We start from the raw sequence: 18,487 nt of genomic DNA on the forward strand, positions 1-18,487 counted from the left end.
ACCTGTTCTTACACCGCGGCAGCGCCGCCGACGATTTCCGAGATTTCCTGGGTGATCGCCGCCTGACGTGCCTTGTTGTAGATCAGTTGCAGACCACTGATCAGATCACCGGCGTTGTCGGTAGCGTTCTTCATTGCAATCATCCGGGCCGCCTGCTCACAGGCGTTGTTCTCAACCACGGCCTGGTACACCTGGGATTCCACGTAGCGCACCAGCAAGCCGTCGAGGAGGGCCTTGGCGTCGGGTTCGTAGAGGTAGTCCCAGTGGTGCTTCAGCTCGGCATTGTCCTCGGCCACCAGCGGAATCAGCTGTTCCACGGTCGGCTTCTGGGTCATGGTGTTGACGAACTTGTTGGAAACCACGTACAGGCGATCGATGCGACCTTCCAGGTAGGCATCCAGCATGACCTTGACGCTGCCGATCAGATCATTGATCGACGGCTCTTCGCCCAGGTGGCTGATAGCTGCAACTACGTTGCCGCCATAGCTCTTGAAGAAGGATGCACCCTTGGAGCCGATCACGCAGAGGTCGATCTCCGCGCCGCGATCGCGCTGCCCGCTCATGTCCTTGACCAGAGCCTTGAACAGGTTGATGTTCAGGCCGCCAGCCAGGCCACGGTCGGAGCTCACCACGATATAGCCGACGCGTTTTACTTCACGCTCGACCATGAACGGGTGACGGTATTCCGGGTTGGCGTTGGCCAGATGGCCGATCACCTGGCGAATGCGCTCCGCGTAGGGACGGCCGGCCGCCATGCGCATTTGTGCCTTGCGCATCTTGCTCACCGCCACCTTTTCCATGGCATTGGTGATTTTTTGCGTGCTTTTGATGCTCGCAATCTTGCTGCGAATCTCTTTTGCGCCTGCCATTTCACACCTATCGGTTTAGCAGGCGGGGGCCGTTAACGACCCCCGCTGCGGCTTACCAGGTTTGGGTGGCCTTGAACTTCTCGATGCCGGCCTTGATGCCTGCGTCGATTTCGTCGTTGAAGTCACCCTTCTCGTTGATCTTCGCCAGCAGAGCGGCGTTCTCACGTTGGAAGTAGGCGATCAGCGCTTGTTCGAAGGCGCCCACCTTGGCGATCTCGACGTCCTGCAGGAAGCCACGCTCGGCGGCATACAGGGACAGCGACATCTCGGCGATGGACATCGGCGCGTATTGCTTCTGCTTCATCAGCTCGGTAACGCGCTGACCATGTTCCAGCTGCTTGCGGGTCGCGTCGTCCAGGTCCGAGGCGAACTGGGCGAAGGCCGCCAGTTCACGGTACTGGGCCAGCGCGGTACGAATGCCGCCGGACAGCTTCTTGATGATCTTGGTCTGGGCCGCGCCACCGACACGGGATACCGAGATACCGGCGTTGACGGCCGGACGGATACCCGAGTTGAACATCGCGGATTCCAGGAAGATCTGACCGTCGGTGATGGAGATCACGTTGGTCGGAACGAAGGCGGAAACGTCGCCAGCCTGGGTTTCGATGATCGGCAGGGCGGTCAGGGAACCGGTCTTGCCTTTCACTTCGCCATTGGTGAACTTCTCAACGTACTCTTCGGAAACGCGGGAAGCGCGCTCCAGCAGACGGCTGTGGAGATAGAACACGTCGCCCGGGTAAGCTTCGCGGCCCGGCGGACGGCGCAGCAGCAGGGAGATCTGGCGGTAGGCTACGGCCTGCTTGGACAGGTCGTCGTACACGATCAGGGCATCTTCACCGCGATCGCGGAAGAATTCGCCCATGGTGCAACCGGAGTACGGAGCCAGGTATTGCAGAGCGGCGGATTCCGAAGCACTGGCAACCACCACGATGGTGTTGGCCAGGGCGCCGTTCTCTTCCAGCTTGCGTACGACGTTGGCGATGGTCGATTGCTTCTGACCGATGGCAACGTAGACGCAGCGGATACCGCTGTTCTTCTGGTTGATGATGGCGTCGATGGCCAGAGCGGTTTTACCGATCTGACGGTCACCGATGATCAGCTCGCGCTGGCCACGGCCAACCGGGATCATGGCGTCGACCGACTTGTAACCGGTCTGAACCGGCTGGTCTACCGACTTACGCCAGATCACGCCCGGTGCCACTTTCTCGACTGCGTCGGTCAGCTTGGCATCGATCGGGCCTTTGCCATCGATCGGGTTACCCAGGGCGTCGACAACGCGACCCAGCAGTTCCGGACCAACCGGTACTTCCAGGATGCGGCCGGTGCACTTGGCATTCATGCCTTCTTTGAGGTCCTGGTATTCACCCAGTACCACAGCACCGACGGAGTCTTGCTCCAGGTTCAGCGCCATACCGTAGACGCCGCCCGGGAATTCGATCATCTCGCCGTACATGACGTCGGCCAGACCGAAGATGCGCACGATGCCATCGGAAACACTGACGATGGTGCCTTCGTTGCGCGCTTGCGAGGCGACGTCGAGTTTCTCGATGCGCCCCTTGATGATTTCACTAATTTCGGAAGGATTGAGTTGCTGCATGCCGCTGCCCCTTCAAACTCAAGATTTCAACGCTTCGGCCAGTTTCGCGATTTTGCCGCGCACCGAGCCATCGATTACCAAGTCACCGGCGCGAATTACCACGCCGCCGATCAAGCTCGCGTCTTCCGACGCATGAAGTCGCACTTCGCGACTGAGCCGGGCGCTGAGAGCCTTGGCGAGTTTGTCCTGCTGTTCCTGGTCCAGGGCGAAGGCACTGGTGACCTCGACCTCGACCAGCTTTTCCTGCTCGGCCTTGAGTTGCTCGAACATCACGAAGATGGTCGGCAGCAGGTCGAGCCGCTTGTTTTCAGCCACAGTCCGGACGAAGTTCTGGGCCGGAGCATTGAGCTTGTCGCCACACACGTCGATCAGCGCGTCAGCCTTGGCTGCCGCGGTCAGCTGGGGCTCCTTGAGCAGCTGGCGCACGGTGTCGTCCCGCGACACTGCAGCCAGCACACCCAGAGCAGCGGACCAGTCGGCCAGTTGCTGATGAGCCTGGGCGTACTCGAAAGCCGCCTTCGCGTATGGACGAGCCAATGTGGTCAGTTCTGCCATATCGCCCTCTGCTTAGATCTCGGCGGCCAGTTGATCAACCAGCTGCTTTTGCGCGTTGGCATCGATCGAAGCTCCCAGGATCTTCTCGGCGCCGGAGACAGCCAGGGCACCCACTTGGGCACGCAGGGCGTCTTTGACGCTGTTGAGTTCCTGTTCGATCTGAGCCTTGGCCTGGGCGATCATGCGATCACCTTCGGCACGGGCCTGATCACGGGCTTCGTCAACGATCTGGTTAGCGCTCTTCTTCGCCTGCTCGATGATTTCGGCTGCCTGAGCCTTGGCTTCGCGCAGTTGCTGACCCGCTTTCTCGTGGGCCAGTTCCAGGTCACGAGCCGCGCGGTTGGCAGCGTCCAGGCCGTCGGCGATCTTCTTCTGACGCTCTTGCAGAGCCGCAATGACCGGAGGCCATACGAACTTCATGCAGAACAGGACGAAGATGGCGAACGCGATGGCCTGGCCGATCAGAGTTGCATTAATGTTCACGCCAATACCTCGCTCGTTCGTTGTTCAGTCACAGATTTCCGCTGTTCGGAAATTAGTGGGCAACCTGAGCAATGAACGGGTTAGCGAAGGTGAAGAACAGAGCGATACCAACGCCGATCATGGTTACGGCGTCGAGCAGACCAGCAACGATGAACATTTTGACCTGCAGCATCGGAACCATTTCCGGCTGACGCGCAGCGCCTTCCAGGAACTTGCCGCCCAGCAGGCCGAAGCCGATGGCGGTACCCAGAGCGCCCAGACCGATCAGCAGAGCAACGGCGATAGCAGTGAGTCCAACTACAGTTTCCATTTTTCCTCCCGACTTTTTTGTCGTGTTGGTTAAAGGTGAAGCAAGTTAAGGTGGTGAAGCTCTTCTTTCACCCCCTCCCATCAGGGAAGGGGCGTACAGAATCTTTGGATCAGTGGCTGTCTTCGTGAGCCATCGACAGATAGACGATGGTCAGCATCATGAAGATGAAGGCCTGCAGGGTGATGATCAGGATGTGGAACACGGCCCACGCCCAGTTCAGCACGACGCCCATGCCGCCCAGCCAGAGGATGCCGGAACCGAACATCACGGCGATCAGGATGAAGATCAGCTCGCCGGCGTACATGTTGCCGAACAGACGCAGTGCCAGGGATACCGGCTTGGCGATCAGGGTCACGAACTCCAGCAGGAAGTTCACCGGGATCAGGATGATCTGAACCACGATGTTCTTGCTGTTGAACGGGTGCAGGGTCAGTTCGCCGAGGAAGCCGCCGATGCCCTTGACCTTGATGCTGTAGAAGATGATCAGCGCGAACACCGCGATCGACATGCCGAAGGTGGCGTTCGGATCGGTGGTGGCTACGGCGCGGAAGAACAGGTGCTCGTTACCGGTGACTGCCTGAGCCGCCAGCGGCAGGAAGTCCACGGGCACCAGGTCGATCAGGTTCATCAGGAAGATCCAGACGAACACGGTCAGCGCCAGCGGTGCGATGAGCGGGTTACGGCCGTGGAAGGTGTCCTTCACGCTGCCGTCGACGAACTCCACGAGAACTTCGACGAAGTTCTGCAGGCCGCCAGGTTGACCGCTGGTGGCCTTCTTGGCTGCCATGCGGAAGATAAGGATGAACACCAGGCCGAGGAATACGGACCAGCCCAGGGTATCAACGTGGAATGCCCAGAAGCCCATTTCCTTGGCTTGTTCGGCGGTGTGGGCGAACCCCCAGGAACCATCCGGCAGACGACCCAGAGTCAGGTTCTGCAAGTGGTGCTGGATGTAACCCGAAGCGCTTTCTGCTGCCATGTTTGCCTCAATCGCTCTAAGGTCTTGTAAATGTGTTTCGCATCAGCAGGGGTGCAAACCAGCTGACCGCGAGGGTCAGCAGGTAGAGGCCGAACAGCGCCAGCGGCGCCAGGGGCTTCACACCTGCAAACGTCAGTGCGAAGAGCACTGCCGTCAAAATCAGTTTTCCCGCCTCACCGGCATAAAAGGACCGGACTATCAGCTGGGCAGAACGCGCGCCGCTGTAGCGGAACGCCTTGCGAGCAAAGTACAGATTCGGCAACCACGCAATCAGGCCCCCGAGCAATCCGGAATAGCCTGCGACCGATCCCCGTGCAAACCACAGGACTGCTGCACCGATAAGCAGCACCACCAGCTGGACGAGCAACAGGCGAAACGCCGGTTGATGATGGAAGGGCAAACGATCGGGCTTGCTGGGTTCCATCTCTAACTCACAGTCCTCTGGTGTCGGCTTCGCAAATCAATAACTTGGCATACTTTGTGCCGACAAAATTGCGCGCAGAGTATAGGGGGCTGCAGGCCCCCCGTTCAACCGTCAGGTAGTGATTTCCGACGACGCCTACATGCTACGTTCGTATCAACGTATGTGGGCGAGGACGCCCTGAAGCTCGTCGAGGGAGTTGTAGCGGATCACCAACTGACCTTTGCCCTTCTGCCCATGGCGAATCTGCACCGGAGCGCCCAGGCGCTCGGCCAGGCGCTGTTCCAGACGGCTGATGTCCGGGTCGGTCCTGACCGCCTTGACAGGTTCGCCGGGGGCATTGAGCCACTGGCGCACCAATGCTTCGGTCTGACGCACAGTGAAGCCGCGTGCGACAACATGTCGCGCACCTTCCACCTGCCGATTCTCGGGCAGTCCGAGCAGGGCGCGGGCGTGGCCCATTTCCAGGTCGCCATGCGAAAGCAGGGTCTTGATCTCGTCCGGCAGGGCAATCAGGCGCAGCAGGTTGGCCACGGTCACGCGGGATTTGCCCACGGCGTCGGCGACCTGTTGCTGGGTCAGCTGGAATTCCTGCTGCAGTCGCTGCAGCGCGGCGGCTTCCTCGATGGGGTTGAGGTCCTCGCGCTGGATGTTTTCGATCAGCGCCATGGCGATGGCGGCGTCGTCCGGTACTTCGCGGACCATGGCCGGGATCTTGTCCAGGCCGGCCTGCTGGCTGGCGCGCCAGCGGCGTTCACCGGCGATGATCTCGTAGCGGCCCTTGTCGATCGGGCGCACGACGATCGGCTGCATCACGCCCTGGACCTTGATCGACTGGGCGAGTTCTTCGAGGGCCTGCGGGTCCATGTCGCGACGGGGCTGGTACTTGCCGCGCTGGATCAGGTCCAGCGGCAGGTGCTGCAGCTCCTTGCTGTCCACCTGAACGGCTTCTTCCTGCAGCGTAGCGGCGCTGGAGCCACTGAGCAGGGCATCCAGCCCGCGTCCGAGACCTCGTTTCTTGGCGGCCATGCGGGTTCCTTAATCTCTTAGGCGGGGGCGGTGGTGCGGGCGGCGCGCTGACGGCGCACCAGCTCGCCGGCCAGCGCCAGGTAGGCGAGGGCACCGCGGGATTGCTTGTCGTAGACCAGCGCCGGCATGCCGAAGCTGGGCGCCTCGGCCAGTCGCACGTTGCGCGGGATCACGGTGGTGTAGAGCTTGTCGCCGAAGTGTTCCTGCAGCTGCGCGCTGACATCGTTGGTCAGGCTGATGCGCGGGTCGTACATGGTCCGCAGCAGGCCTTCGATCTTCAGCGCCGGGTTCAGCCGCTCGGCGATACGCTGGATGCTGTTCATCAGGTCGGTCAGGCCTTCCAGTGCGTAGTACTCGCACTGCATCGGGATGATCACGCCGTCGGAAGCGGACAACGCGTTGACCGTCAGCATCGACAGCGACGGCGGGCAGTCGATGAGGATGAAGTCGTAATTCTCGCGGATCGGCGCCAGCGCGTGGCGCAGGCGGTGTTCTTTCATGTCCATCTCCAGCAGCACCACTTCCGCCGCGGTGAGGTCGCGGTTGGCGGGCAGCAGCTGGTAGCCGCCATGCTCGGAGAACTGCATGGCCTGGGCCAGGTCGCATTCGCCGGTGAGCACGTCATAGATGGAATGGTCCAGGGACAACTTATCCACACCGCTGCCGGTGGTGGCGTTGCCCTGTGGATCGAGGTCGATCAGCAGCACGCGGCGCTTGGTGGCGACCAGCGATGCCGCGAGGTTGATACAGGTCGTGGTCTTGCCGACGCCGCCCTTCTGGTTGGCGATCGCGAATACCTTAGCCATGGTTTTCCCCACTCCCCGTCATGCAGTGCGGCGCAGTATCAGCAGATGGCGCTGGCCTTGGCAACCCGGCACCGCCAGAGCGCGTTCGGCTTCGACCCGGAAATCCTCCGGGAGTGCCGCGAGCTCGTCGCTGGGGTGTACGCCTTTCATGGCCAGCCAGTTGGTCTGGATGTCGCCCAGGTGGCGCGTCCAGTTGGTGAAGTCTTCGAGGCTGCTGAAAGCCCGCGAGACGATGCCGCTGAACGGCTGCTCGGGCTGGAAGGCTTCCACCCGGCTGTGGATAACCTGCAGGTTGTCGAGCTTGAGCTCCAACTTCACCTGGGTGAGGAAGCGGGTCTTCTTGCCGTTGCTGTCCAGCAGGGTCAGGGACTTGCCGGGGAACAGGATGGCCAGCGGGATGCCAGGCATGCCGCCGCCGCTGCCGACGTCCAGCCAGCGCTCGCCGCCGGCAGCTTCGAACGACGGGACGATGCTCAGGCTGTCGAGCAGATGACGTGAGACCATTTCATCCACATCGCGCACGGCGGTGAGGTTGTAGGCCTTGTTCCACTTGGCCAGCAGGGCCAGGTAGTCCAGCAGGCGCTGCTGGGCGGTGGCGTCGATATCCAGGCCGAGCGTCTGGATGCCGCGCGCGAGTTCTTCGGCGTGGCGGGCAGTGACCAGGGACATCAGGCGCTCTGCTCCAGCTGACGACCGGACGAGCGCTTTTTCAGGTGGATCAGCAACAGGGAAATCGCCGCCGGCGTCACGCCCGGAATGCGTCCGGCCTGACCGAGGGTTTCCGGTCGGGCAGTACTCAGCTTGAGCTGGATCTCCTTGGACAGCCCGGAGATGGACGGGTAGTCGATATCCACAGGCAGGCGTGTGTCCTCGCTGGCCCGCAGGCGAGCGATCTCTTCCTGCTGGCGATCGATGTAGCCGGCGTACTTGGTACGGATCTCCACCTGTTCGGCGACCTGCGGGTCTTCCGCGCCGGCGCCGGTCACTTCGGCCAGGCTGACGTAGTCGATTTCCGGGCGCGCCAGGAGGTTCAGCAGGTTGTACTCGTGTGCCAGCGGAGTACCGAAGCGCTCGGCAATGGCATCGCCTTGCGGGGTGTTGGGACGAACCCAGGTGCTCTTCAGGCGTTGCTCTTCACGTTCGATGCCTTCGCGCTTGGCTTCGAAGACCGCCCAGCGTTCGTCGTCGATCAGACCCAGCTCGCGGCCTTTCTCGGTCAGGCGCAGGTCCGCGTTGTCCTCCCGCAGGATCAGCCGGTATTCGGCGCGCGAGGTGAACATGCGGTACGGCTCCTGGGTGCCGAGGGTGATCAGGTCGTCGACCAGTACACCGATGTACGCCTCATCGCGGCGCGGGCACCAGCTTTCGCGGCCCTGCGAGCGCAGCGCGGCGTTGGCGCCGGCGAGCAGGCCCTGGGCGCCGGCTTCTTCGTAGCCGGTGGTGCCGTTGATCTGGCCAGCGAAGAACAGGCCGCCGATGACCTTGGTCTCCAGGCTGTACTTCAGGTCACGCGGATCGAAGTAGTCGTACTCGATGGCATAGCCCGGGCGAACGATGTGCGCGTTCTCCATGCCGCGGATCGAGCGGACGATCTCCAGCTGCACGTCGAAGGGCAGCGAAGTGGAGATGCCGTTCGGATACAGCTCGTGGGTAGTCAGGCCTTCCGGTTCGAGGAAGACCTGATGGCTGTCCTTGTCGGCGAAGCGATGGATCTTGTCTTCGATCGACGGGCAATAGCGCGGGCCGACCCCTTCGATCACTCCGGAGTACATCGGCGAGCGATCGAGGTTGGACGCAATGATCTCGTGGGTCCGCGAGTTGGTGTGGGTTATCCAGCAACTGACCTGGCGCGGATGCATTTCCTTGTTGCCGAGGAACGACATCACCGGGATCGGAGTATCACCGGGCTGCTCGGTCATCACGCTGAAATCAACGCTGCGGCCATCGATACGCGGTGGAGTGCCGGTCTTCAGGCGGCCGACACGCAGCGGCAGTTCACGCAGGCGGCGAGCCAGGGCGATCGAGGGCGGATCGCCGGCACGGCCACCGGAGTAGTTCTCCAGTCCGATGTGGATAAGTCCGCCGAGGAAAGTGCCAGCGGTGAGGACGACGTTATCGGCATGGAATTTCAGACCCATCTGGGTCACCACGCCGCGTACCTGGTCCTGTTCGACGATCAGGTCATCACAGGCCTGCTGGAATATCCACAGGTTCGCCTGGTTCTCGAGGATTTCGCGTACGGCGGCCTTGTAGAGAACGCGGTCAGCTTGGGCGCGAGTGGCACGGACTGCCGGGCCCTTGCGGCTGTTCAACACACGGAACTGGATGCCGCCCTTGTCGGTGGCCAGTGCCATGGCACCGCCCAGCGCATCGATTTCCTTGACCAGATGGCTTTTGCCGATCCCACCGATGGCGGGGTTGCAGCTCATCTGACCAAGGGTTTCCACATTGTGGGTGAGCAGCAGCGTCTTCACGCCCATGCGTGCGGCCGCTAGTGCGGCCTCTGTGCCGGCATGGCCGCCGCCGATCACGATCACGTCAAAACGGGAAGGGAAATCCACCACGCACCTCGTGCCTGTTGATCAAGGAGAAAGAAGAGAGCCGGACAGTATAGGGGTTAAGGGCTTTCGATTGAAGGCACCTGAACAAAAAATAGCCAACGGGTACTGTTCGCCTCTATAGAAAATAAAAGAGAGGAACTTTTTTAAATCTTTTTAGAGCTTGTGTTTATGTATGGTGGAGCGGTTTTCTGTGGATAACCTCTTGGACACCAGCTACTGCAAGGCTTACAGCGCCTAACAACCCTGTGTCGATGCTGTACGGTGACGGGGGATGTCCCGTTATCAGCTTGTGGATTAAATGAGGTGTTATCAACAGGTGGATTTATCCACTGCTTGATGCAGGGTTTGTTCACGTAGCTGTACGCGACTTTTCCACAGGGTTCAGGAATGCCTGTTGAATTCCCTTTGAATTCGCTGAAAGCCAAGTATTACGGGGCCTGTAGATACTTTTATGCTGTGGATAGCTGGAAGGGATATGAAATGCCGGGCAGCACGAGGCGCGATGACGGAAGTGCTCCGTCACCGGTGGGAAAAGCAGCGTTGTGGATTACTTGCCGATGCAGAAGCTGGAGAAGATGCGTCCCAGCAGGTCGTCCGGCGTAAAGGCCCCGGTAATCTCGCCCAGGGCTTGCTGGGCCTGACGCAGGTCTTCGGCCAGCAGCTCGCCTGCGCCGCTCAGGGTGAGCTGTGCGCGGCCGTGCTCGAGGCTGTCACCAGCCAAGCGCAAGGCTTCCAGGTGGCGCCGGCGCGCGCTGAAGCTGCTCTCGGCGGTCTGTTCGAAGCCCATGCAGGCCTTGAGGTGCTCGCGCAGCAGCTCCAGGCCATTGCCCGAGCGCGCGGAGAGGGTGATGGTGACGTGGCCGTCGGCGCTCTCTTCGAGTCCGATGCTCTCTGTGGATAAATCCGCCTTGTTGCGGATCAGGGTCACGTGCGCCGGGTCTGGGCGGCTGTCGAGGAACTCGGGCCACAGCGCGAACGGATCGCTGGCTTCCGGTGCCGTGGAGTCCACTACCAGCAGTACCCGATCCGCTTCGTTGATCGCCTTCAGCGCGCGTTCCACGCCGATCTTTTCCACATGGTCATCGGTGCTGCGCAGGCCCGCGGTGTCGATGATGTGCAGCGGCATGCCGTCGATGTGGATATGTTCGCGCAGTACGTCGCGGGTGGTGCCGGCGATATCGGTGACGATGGCGGCTTCACGGCCCGCCAGCGCGTTCAGCAGGCTGGACTTGCCGGCGTTCGGGCGCCCGGCAATTACCACGGTCATGCCGTCGCGCAGCAGTGCGCCCTGGCCCGCTTCGCGCAGCACCGCAGCCAGCTCGGCACGAACCGCATCCAGTTGCGACAGAACATGGCCGTCGGCGAGGAAGTCGATTTCCTCCTCCGGGAAGTCGATGGCGGCCTCGACATACATACGCAGGCCGATCAGCTGATCGGTCAGGCTGTGCACACGTTTGGAGAATTCGCCCTGCAGCGAACGCACGGCATTACGCGCAGCCTGGGCCGAGCTGGCCTCGATGAGGTCGGCAATGGCTTCGGCCTGGGCCAGGTCGAGTTTGTCGTTGAGGAAGGCTCGTTCGCTGAACTCGCCCGGGCGGGCCTGGCGGGCGCCAAGCTCCAGGCAACGCTGCAGCAACATGTCCATCACGACGGGGCCACCGTGGCCCTGCAGCTCGAGCACGTCCTCACCGGTGAAGGAGTTGGGGCCGGGGAAGTACAGCAGCAGGCCTTCGTCGATGACGTCGCCGTCATCGGCATGGAAGGGGCCGTAGTGAGCGAAGCGCGGCTGTGGCTCACGGCCGCTCAGGGTGATGGCCATGGCGCGGGCACGGGGACCGGAGACGCGGACGATGCCGACCCCGCCACGGCCCTGGGCGGTGGCGACGGCGGCGATGGTTTCACGGGCTGCATTCATGTCGGCGGTCTCGCGGTTGTGTTCGTGGCTCGAGCAAAAGCTGAGTTATCCACATAGCAAAACGCCCCACGAGGGGGCGTCTTGTCGATCGGAGGTGCGCTCGCTATCAGGCAGAAGCCTTCTTCGACGCCGCTTCGATCCGGCGGGTAATGTACCACTGCTGTGCGATGGACAGGCAGTTGTTCACAACCCAGTACAGCACCAGGCCGGCCGGGAACCACAGGAAGAAGAAGGTGAAGATGATCGGCATCAGCTTCATCACCTTGGCCTGCATGGGGTCCGGCGGCGTCGGGTTGAGCATCTGCTGAACCAGCATGGTGGCGCCCATGATAATCGGCAGGATGAAGAACGGATCCTTCACGGAGAGGTCGACGATCCAGCCCAGCCAAGGGGCCTGGCGCATTTCGACGCTTTCCAGGAGTACCCAGTACAGGGAGAGGAAGACCGGCATCTGCACCAGGATCGGCAGGCAGCCGCCCAGCGGGTTGATCTTCTCTTTCTTGTACAGCTCCATCATCGCCTGGGACATCTTCTGGCGATCATCGCCATGCTGTTCCTTCAGGGCAGCCAGTTTCGGCGACACGGCGCGCATGCGGGCCATGGAGCGGTAGCTGGCGGCGGACAGCGGGAAGAAGGCCAGTTTGATGACGATGGTCAGGAAGATGATCGACCAGCCCCAGTTACCCACCAGGTTGTGGATATGTTGCAGCAGCCAGAAGATCGGCTGGGCAATGAACCACAGCGGGCCGTAGTCCACGGTCAGTTCCAGACCCGGAGAGAGTTCCTTCAGGTACGCCTGCAGTTTCGGGCCGGCGTACAGGGTCATGCTGGTTTCGCCCTTGGCACCCGGCGCAACGGTCAGGTTGGGACCGGTGTAGCCGACGATGTAGTTACCCTGGGCGTCCTTGCGGGTCATCACGCTGTGGGTATCGCCCTTGGCGGGAACCCAGGCGGTGACGAAGTAGTGCTGCAGCCAGGCTACCCAGCCACCCTGGACGGTTTCCTTGAACTGCTCCTTGTCCATGTCCTTCATGGACACTTTCACGTAGGGCTTTTCAGGGGTCCAGACCGCGGCGCCGAGGTAGGTCGATACGCCGGTAGCGGTGGTGGAGGACGGGTCAACGCTGGCGTCACGCTTGAGCTGGGCGAACAGCGAGGCGTTCCAGGCTTTGTCGCTCTGGTTGTCGATCAGGTAGGTCACGCCGACCTGATAGGCATTGGGGTTGATGCACTCGAGCTTCTTCTGCGCCTTTTCCTTCTCGGTGCAGTCGTTTTTCAGGCCGCGGTGGAAGGTGAAGCGCTTGATGTAGCTCACGCCATCCTGTGCATAAGTCAGGTCGACCACCATCTGGTCCTGGCCGTCGGCCAGTTCGTAGACCGGTTTGGCCGAGGCGTAGAGCGGGCGACCGCTGGCAGCGGCATCCGGGCCGTTGGCGCCGGTCAGGCCGCTCTGCGCCAGGTAGGTGCGCTGGTTGTCACGCTCGAACAGCGGGAACGGTACGTCCGGGCGGTCCTGGCGCAGCGGGTACTGGGTCAGGCCGAGCTTGATCACGTCGCCGCCGCGCGGGTCGATGGTCACGTCCAGGACATCGGTCTTCACGCGAATCAGCTGTTCGCTGGCTGCCGCTGGCTTCTGCTCATTGGGCAGGCTGGCCTGGGCGTTCTGCGTGGTGGGTACGTCGGCATTGGCTGCATTGCCGGCAGGCACGGAAGTGTCCGGCAAGCCTTCAGTCTGATTGAAGGTCGCGGTCTGCGCCGGCAGTTCGGGCTGGCCGTAGTCCTTGTTCCACTGGAGAACCAGCGCGTAGGACACGATTGCCAGGGCGACGAATAGGATTGAACGTTTGATGTCCATGGTTACTCGGCCGTCGAGGAAGGGGCGGGCTTGGAAGGATCTGGCGGAACCGGATCGTAGCCACCGGGATGCCAGGGGTGGCAGCGGCCGAGGCGACGAGCGGCCAGCCAGCCACCACGCAGGAAGCCATGGGTTTCAATGGCTTCCTGCGCGTAGCAGGAACAGCTGGGGTAGAAACGACAGTGCCTGCCCATCATGGGACTGATGGCGTAGCGGTAAAACTGGATCAGTAACAGCGCCAGTCTACGCATGGGAACTGTCGGTCACTCCCGGAGAATCTGTCGAAGGTTCCGGGCTGGGCCGGTTGCGCAACAGGCGCTTCCAGAGCTTGCCGAACTGCTGGTGCAGTTCTTCATTCTCCAGATCGCCGAGGCCCTTGCGTGCGATCACCACGATATCCAGGCCGGCCAGCTTCTGCTGGTGATGGCGGAAGGATTCACGGAGAAGGCGTTTGAGGCGATTGCGCTCGACAGCGAGCTTGACGTTCTTCTTGCCGATCACCAGGCCCAGGCGGGGGTGATCGAGACCGTTTTCGCGCGCCAGCAGCAGGATGTGCTTGCCGGGAACCTTGGAGGTGGGGGAGTCGAAGACTGCGGTGAATTGCCGGGCTGTCAGAAGACGTTTATCCCGGCTGAAATCTCGACTCACCACCTGTGTCAGACAAATCAGACGGTCAGACGCTTACGGCCCTTGGCGCGACGACGCGACAGAACCTGACGACCGTTCTTGGTGGCCATACGAGCGCGGAAGCCGTGCACGCGAGCGCGCTTGAGGGTGCTGGGTTGGAAAGTACGTTTCATGATTCGGTACCTGGGTTTGACGACATGAGGTCGCAGTGACCCCGTTTAAAGAGACCGGCGATTCTAGTGAAATCGGGCGGTCAGGTCAATTTCCAACCAGACCCGGATACAAAATCTATAGAAAAGAAGGAAATCTCTTTTCTAAAGATTGAAGCGATGATTATGTTTATGTCGGCCTTTGCCTGTGCATAACTCGCCAACAGCCTCTGAACAAGCGCCTCGGGGCAAATGATAACCCTGTCGGGAAGTCGTGGGCCACTTGTGTGGGGCCGGTTGGAAAGCTGGGTATGGAATGCAGATTTTTCCACAGGGATTTTTTCCACAGAACGATCACCAGAGTCTTCCCTTGCCCCATCAAGCTGTTATCCACAAGGTTCAAGGCGCCATTACCCGACCGCCGGTAAAATCATTAACACCTTGATTTTGCTTGCATCCCGGCGCGCTTAACTGTGGATAAGTTGGTCCGGCGGGGATACAATAGCGGCCTGTTTCGCTTTGCGACTTCTTTTGGGGGATATCCGTGTCCGTGGAACTTTGGCAGCAGTGCGTAGAGCTTCTGCGCGACGAGCTGCCGTCCCAGCAATTCAACACCTGGATCCGACCCTTGCAGGTCGAGGCCGAGGGTGAGGAGCTGCGCGTCTACGCACCCAACCGCTTCGTGCTCGACTGGGTCAACGAGAAGTACATGGGGCGCCTGCTCGAGTTGCTGAGTGAGCGTGGCAATGGCCAGATCCCGGCGATTTCGCTGTTGATCGGCAGCCGCCGCAGCCGTACTCCGCGCCCAGCCCTGGTTCCGACGCCGCAAGTGAGCGTGCAGCAGGCAGCCGCGCCGGTTGCCGCTGTACCTGCCCCCGTGGCTGCGCCGGCGCCAGTTGCCATGGCCATGCCGGAGCCGCAGCCTGTTCAGGTCGCGCCGGTGCAGACCATCGTCGATCTCGACGAGTCCAGCCCGGGTATCGATCCGATGGCGGCTGCCATGCCAGCCGCGGCTGTGCGTACCGAACGCAACGTGCAGGTAGAAGGTGCGCTCAAGCACACCAGCTACCTCAATCGCACCTTCACCTTCGAGAACTTCGTCGAGGGTAAGTCCAACCAGCTGGCCCGCGCGGCTGCCTGGCAGGTGGCGGACAACCTCAAGCACGGCTACAACCCGCTCTTCCTTTATGGTGGCGTCGGCCTGGGCAAGACCCACCTGATGCACGCTGTGGGTAACCATCTGCTGAAGAAGAATCCCAATGCCAAGGTCGTGTACCTGCATTCGGAACGTTTCGTTGCGGACATGGTGAAAGCGCTGCAGCTGAATGCCATCAACGAGTTCAAGCGCTTCTACCGCTCGGTGGACGCGCTGCTGATCGACGATATCCAGTTCTTTGCCCGCAAGGAGCGTTCCCAGGAAGAATTCTTCCACACCTTCAACGCCCTCCTCGAAGGCGGCCAGCAGGTCATCCTGACCAGCGACCGCTACCCGAAGGAAATCGAAGGCCTGGAAGAGCGCCTGAAGTCGCGCTTCGGCTGGGGTCTTACGGTGGCGGTGGAGCCGCCGGAGCTGGAAACCCGCGTGGCGATCCTGATGAAGAAGGCCGAGCAGGCCAAGGTCGAGCTGCCGCACGACGCCGCGTTCTTCATCGCCCAGCGCATCCGCTCCAACGTGCGCGAACTGGAAGGTGCGCTCAAGCGCGTGATCGCCCACTCCCACTTCATGGGCCGGCCAATCACCATCGAGCTGATCCGTGAGTCGCTGAAGGACCTGCTGGCCCTGCAGGACAAGCTGGTGAGCATCGATAACATCCAGCGCACCGTCGCCGAGTACTACAAGATCAAGATCGCCGACCTGCTGTCCAAGCGCCGTTCGCGCTCGGTGGCACGTCCGCGCCAGGTAGCCATGGCACTTTCCAAGGAACTGACCAACCACAGCCTGCCGGAAATCGGCGTGGCCTTCGGCGGTCGGGATCACACCACGGTGCTGCACGCCTGTCGTAAGATCGCTCAACTCAAGGAATCCGACGCGGATATTCGCGAGGACTACAAGAACCTGCTGCGTACTCTGACCACCTGACGCAGCCTCACGAGGCAAGGGACTAGACCATGCATTTCACTATTCAACGCGAAGCTCTGTTGAAACCCCTGCAACTGGTCGCTGGCGTTGTCGAGCGCCGCCAGACGCTGCCGGTTCTTTCCAACGTCCTGCTGGTCGTCGAAGGCCAGCAACTGTCGCTGACCGGTACCGACCTGGAAGTCGAACTGGTGGGTCGCGTCACCCTGGAAGATGCCGCCGAGCCGGGCGAAATCACCGTGCCGGCGCGCAAGCTGATGGACATCTGCAAGAGCCTGCCCAGCGACGCCGTGATCGACATCCGCGTGGACGAGCAGAAGCTCCTGGTGAAGGCCGGCCGCAGCCGCTTCACCCTCTCCACCCTACCGGCCAACGATTTCCCCACTGTGGAAGAAGGCCCGGGTTCGCTGACCTTCAGCCTGGTGCAGAGCAAGCTGCGCCGCCTGATCGACCGCACCAGCTTCGCCATGGCGCAGCAGGACGTCCGCTACTACCTCAATGGCATGCTGCTGGAAGTGGGCGGCGGCACGCTGCGCGCCGTAGCCACCGACGGCCACCGCCTGGCCATGTGCTCGCTGAGCAATGGCGTGCCGGAAGCGCAGGATCGCCACCAGGTGATCGTGCCGCGCAAAGGCATCCTCGAACTGGCTCGCCTGCTCACCGAGCAGGACGGCGAAGTATCCATCGTCCTTGGTCAGCACCACATCCGTGCGACCACCGGCGAGTTCACCTTCACCTCGAAGCTGGTCGACGGCAAGTTCCCCGACTACGAGCGCGTGCTGCCCAAGGGCGGCGACAAACTGGTCATCGGTGATCGCCAGGTGCTGCGTGAAGCTTTCAGCCGTACCGCGATCCTGTCGAACGAGAAGTACCGCGGCATTCGCCTGCAGCTCTCCAACGGCCTTCTGAAAATCCAGGCGAACAACCCGGAGCAGGAAGAGGCGGAAGAAGAAGTGCAGGTCGACTACAACGGTGGCAGCCTGGAAATCGGTTTCAACGTCAGCTACCTGCTGGACGTCCTGGGCGTCATGGGTACCGAGCAGGTGCGCATGATCCTCTCCGACTCCAACAGCAGTGCGCTGGTGCAGGAAGCAGACAACGACGATTCTGCCTACGTCGTCATGCCGATGCGCCTCTGACGCGTATCGATGTCCCTTACCCGCCTTTCGGTCACCGCGGTGCGTAACCTGCACCCGGTGACCTTCTCCCCCTCCCCCCGCATCAACATCCTCTACGGCGAAAACGGCAGCGGCAAGACCAGCGTGCTGGAAGCCATCTACCTGCTCGGCCTCGCCCGCTCCTTCCGCAGCATCCGTCTGCAACCTGTCATTCAGTACGAAGAGCCCGCTTGTACGGTTTTCGGACAGGTGCGTCTGGGCAACGGCTTTGACAGTAGCCTCGGCGTTTCGCGCGATCGACAGGGTGAATTCCAGATTCGTATCGACGGTCAGAACGCACGCAGCGCTGCTCAGTTGGCGGAGACTCTGCCGCTGCAGCTGATCAATCCGGATAGCTTCCGTTTACTGGAAGGCGCGCCGAAGATTCGCCGGCAGTTCCTCGATTGGGGTGTGTTCCACGTGGAACAACGCTTCATGGTCGCGTGGCAGAGGCTGCAGAAGGCCTTGCGACAGCGGAACTCGTGGCTCCGACATGGTAAACTGGACGGTGCTTCGCAGGCTGCGTGGGACCGCGAATTATGTGCAGCGAGCGACGAAATCGACGCTTATCGCCGGTCCTATATCCAGGCTCTCAAGCCCCAGTTCGAGCGCACCCTGGCCGAGCTCATTCAGCTCGATGACCTGACGCTCAGCTACTACCGGGGATGGGATAAGGAACGCGACCTGAGCGAGGTGCTGTCTTCCAGCCTGCTGCGCGATCAGCAGATGGGGCACACCCAGGCAGGACCGCAAAGGGCGGATCTGAGAATTCGCCTGGGGGGCAACAATGCCGCGGAGATTCTATCCCGTGGCCAACAGAAACTGGTGGTCTGCGCGTTGCGGATCGCCCAGGGGCACTTGATCAACCAGGCCAAGCGCGGGCAATGCGTTTACCTGGTGGATGACCTCCCCTCCGAATTGGATGAGAAGCATCGGTTGTCTTTGTGCCGACTTCTCGAAGATCTGGGTTGCCAGGTATTCATCACCTGCGTCGACCCAAACTTATTGAAAGACGGCTGGCAAATGGAAACGCCGGTGTCGATGTTCCACGTGGAACATGGGCGCGTCTCTCAGGACACTACCATCGGGAGTGAAGA

General features: G+C 61.4%; 18 protein-coding genes and 1 pseudogene. 3 read left to right on the forward strand and 16 right to left on the reverse strand.

Annotated elements, in window-relative coordinates; genetic code table 11:
* Positions 1–8: 8 nt before the first annotated feature.
* The 16 genes from atpG to rpmH form a co-directional block, all read right to left on the reverse strand.
* The gene (gene atpG, locus J2T47_RS00965) at positions 9–869 is read right to left on the reverse strand and encodes a F0F1 ATP synthase subunit gamma (protein ID WP_017518839.1); all 861 of its coding nucleotides are present in this window, start codon (positions 867–869) and stop codon (positions 9–11) included.
* Between the two features lie 52 nt (positions 870–921).
* Positions 922–2,466 carry a F0F1 ATP synthase subunit alpha gene (gene atpA / locus J2T47_RS00970; protein ID WP_045213785.1) on the reverse strand — a complete coding sequence of 515 codons (1,545 nt, stop codon included), beginning with the start codon at positions 2,464–2,466 and terminating at the stop codon, positions 922–924.
* A gap of 18 nt (positions 2,467–2,484) precedes the next feature.
* Positions 2,485–3,021: a F0F1 ATP synthase subunit delta gene (locus tag J2T47_RS00975; protein ID WP_017518841.1), complete on the reverse strand. Its 537-nt coding sequence runs from the start codon at positions 3,019–3,021 to the stop codon at positions 2,485–2,487.
* Positions 3,022–3,033: 12 nt separating this feature from the next.
* The gene (locus J2T47_RS00980) at positions 3,034–3,504 is read right to left on the reverse strand and encodes a F0F1 ATP synthase subunit B (protein WP_253441636.1); all 471 of its coding nucleotides are present in this window, start codon (positions 3,502–3,504) and stop codon (positions 3,034–3,036) included.
* Positions 3,505–3,556: 52 nt separating this feature from the next.
* Positions 3,557–3,814, reverse strand: a complete 258-nt coding sequence (atpE, locus tag J2T47_RS00985) for a F0F1 ATP synthase subunit C (RefSeq protein ID WP_043256731.1) — start codon at positions 3,812–3,814, stop codon at positions 3,557–3,559.
* 109 nt (positions 3,815–3,923) lie between these two features.
* Positions 3,924–4,793 carry a F0F1 ATP synthase subunit A gene (atpB, locus tag J2T47_RS00990; RefSeq protein WP_253441638.1) on the reverse strand — a complete coding sequence of 290 codons (870 nt, stop codon included), beginning with the start codon at positions 4,791–4,793 and terminating at the stop codon, positions 3,924–3,926.
* 16 nt (positions 4,794–4,809) lie between these two features.
* Complete coding sequence (locus tag J2T47_RS00995; protein WP_253441639.1) at positions 4,810–5,217, reverse strand: F0F1 ATP synthase subunit I; 408 nt, start codon at positions 5,215–5,217, stop codon at positions 4,810–4,812.
* Positions 5,218–5,370: 153 nt separating this feature from the next.
* Positions 5,371–6,243, reverse strand: a complete 873-nt coding sequence (locus J2T47_RS01000) for a ParB/RepB/Spo0J family partition protein (RefSeq protein ID WP_253441648.1) — start codon at positions 6,241–6,243, stop codon at positions 5,371–5,373.
* A gap of 17 nt (positions 6,244–6,260) precedes the next feature.
* Positions 6,261–7,049 (reverse strand): ParA family protein, encoded by a 789-nt coding sequence (locus J2T47_RS01005; protein WP_024765005.1) that lies wholly within the window; start codon positions 7,047–7,049, stop codon positions 6,261–6,263.
* 18 nt (positions 7,050–7,067) lie between these two features.
* Positions 7,068–7,718: a 16S rRNA (guanine(527)-N(7))-methyltransferase RsmG gene (rsmG, locus tag J2T47_RS01010; protein WP_253441650.1), complete on the reverse strand. Its 651-nt coding sequence runs from the start codon at positions 7,716–7,718 to the stop codon at positions 7,068–7,070.
* Positions 7,718–9,610 carry a tRNA uridine-5-carboxymethylaminomethyl(34) synthesis enzyme MnmG gene (gene mnmG, locus J2T47_RS01015; protein WP_253441652.1) on the reverse strand — a complete coding sequence of 631 codons (1,893 nt, stop codon included), beginning with the start codon at positions 9,608–9,610 and terminating at the stop codon, positions 7,718–7,720. The genes rsmG and mnmG overlap by 1 nt, the downstream gene beginning before the upstream one ends.
* A 547-nt stretch (positions 9,611–10,157) precedes the next feature.
* Positions 10,158–11,525, reverse strand: coding sequence for a tRNA uridine-5-carboxymethylaminomethyl(34) synthesis GTPase MnmE (gene mnmE / locus J2T47_RS01020; RefSeq protein ID WP_253441654.1), 1,368 nt, complete (start codon positions 11,523–11,525; stop codon positions 10,158–10,160).
* 106 nt (positions 11,526–11,631) lie between these two features.
* Positions 11,632–13,380 (reverse strand): membrane protein insertase YidC, encoded by a 1,749-nt coding sequence (gene yidC, locus J2T47_RS01025; RefSeq protein WP_253441656.1) that lies wholly within the window; start codon positions 13,378–13,380, stop codon positions 11,632–11,634.
* Positions 13,381–13,382: 2 nt separating this feature from the next.
* Entirely contained in the window at positions 13,383–13,631 is a 249-nt protein-coding gene (gene yidD / locus J2T47_RS01030) for a membrane protein insertion efficiency factor YidD (RefSeq protein WP_015479779.1), read from the reverse strand.
* Positions 13,624–14,031: a ribonuclease P protein component gene (gene rnpA, locus J2T47_RS01035; protein ID WP_253441658.1), complete on the reverse strand. Its 408-nt coding sequence runs from the start codon at positions 14,029–14,031 to the stop codon at positions 13,624–13,626. Before rnpA ends, yidD begins: the two co-directional genes overlap by 8 nt.
* 14 nt (positions 14,032–14,045) lie before the next feature.
* Positions 14,046–14,180 carry a 50S ribosomal protein L34 gene (rpmH, locus tag J2T47_RS01040; protein WP_003100258.1) on the reverse strand — a complete coding sequence of 45 codons (135 nt, stop codon included), beginning with the start codon at positions 14,178–14,180 and terminating at the stop codon, positions 14,046–14,048.
* A 520-nt stretch (positions 14,181–14,700) separates the two neighbouring features.
* On the opposite strand from rpmH, the gene dnaA reads away from it, so the two are divergent.
* The 3 genes and pseudogenes from dnaA (at position 14,701) to recF (ending at position 18,484) form a co-directional block, all read left to right on the forward strand.
* Positions 14,701–16,236: a chromosomal replication initiator protein DnaA gene (dnaA, locus tag J2T47_RS01045; RefSeq protein WP_253441660.1), complete on the forward strand. Its 1,536-nt coding sequence runs from the start codon at positions 14,701–14,703 to the stop codon at positions 16,234–16,236.
* Positions 16,237–16,265: 29 nt separating this feature from the next.
* The gene (dnaN, locus tag J2T47_RS01050; protein WP_054907585.1) at positions 16,266–17,372 is read left to right on the forward strand and encodes a DNA polymerase III subunit beta; all 1,107 of its coding nucleotides are present in this window, start codon (positions 16,266–16,268) and stop codon (positions 17,370–17,372) included.
* Positions 17,373–17,381: 9 nt separating this feature from the next.
* Positions 17,382–18,484: pseudogene (recF, locus tag J2T47_RS01055) on the forward strand (DNA replication/repair protein RecF).
* Positions 18,485–18,487: the final 3 nt, after the last annotated feature.

Source organism: Pseudomonas nitroreducens (assembly GCF_024170165.1).
Classification (GTDB): Bacteria; Pseudomonadota; Gammaproteobacteria; order Pseudomonadales; family Pseudomonadaceae; genus Pseudomonas; species Pseudomonas nitroreducens_C.

Excerpts from the sequence above, each read along its gene's own strand:
- atpG (WP_017518839.1), bottom strand. The coding sequence starts at position 869 with ATGGCAGGCGCAAAAGAGATTCGCAGCAAGATTGCGAGCATCAAAAGC.
- atpA (WP_045213785.1), bottom strand. The coding sequence starts at position 2,466 with ATGCAGCAACTCAATCCTTCCGAAATTAGTGAAATCATCAAGGGGCGC.
- J2T47_RS00975 (WP_017518841.1), bottom strand. The coding sequence starts at position 3,021 with ATGGCAGAACTGACCACATTGGCTCGTCCATACGCGAAGGCGGCTTTC.
- atpE (WP_043256731.1), bottom strand. The coding sequence starts at position 3,814 with ATGGAAACTGTAGTTGGACTCACTGCTATCGCCGTTGCTCTGCTGATC.
- atpB (WP_253441638.1), bottom strand. The coding sequence starts at position 4,793 with ATGGCAGCAGAAAGCGCTTCGGGTTACATCCAGCACCACTTGCAGAAC.
- J2T47_RS00995 (WP_253441639.1), bottom strand. The coding sequence starts at position 5,217 with ATGGAACCCAGCAAGCCCGATCGTTTGCCCTTCCATCATCAACCGGCG.
- J2T47_RS01000 (WP_253441648.1), bottom strand. The coding sequence starts at position 6,243 with ATGGCCGCCAAGAAACGAGGTCTCGGACGCGGGCTGGATGCCCTGCTC.
- J2T47_RS01005 (WP_024765005.1), bottom strand. The coding sequence starts at position 7,049 with ATGGCTAAGGTATTCGCGATCGCCAACCAGAAGGGCGGCGTCGGCAAG.
- rsmG (WP_253441650.1), bottom strand. The coding sequence starts at position 7,718 with ATGTCCCTGGTCACTGCCCGCCACGCCGAAGAACTCGCGCGCGGCATC.
- mnmE (WP_253441654.1), bottom strand. The coding sequence starts at position 11,525 with ATGAATGCAGCCCGTGAAACCATCGCCGCCGTCGCCACCGCCCAGGGC.
- yidC (WP_253441656.1), bottom strand. The coding sequence starts at position 13,380 with ATGGACATCAAACGTTCAATCCTATTCGTCGCCCTGGCAATCGTGTCC.
- yidD (WP_015479779.1), bottom strand. The coding sequence starts at position 13,631 with ATGCGTAGACTGGCGCTGTTACTGATCCAGTTTTACCGCTACGCCATC.
- rpmH (WP_003100258.1), bottom strand. The coding sequence starts at position 14,180 with ATGAAACGTACTTTCCAACCCAGCACCCTCAAGCGCGCTCGCGTGCAC.
- dnaN (WP_054907585.1), top strand. The coding sequence starts at position 16,266 with ATGCATTTCACTATTCAACGCGAAGCTCTGTTGAAACCCCTGCAACTG.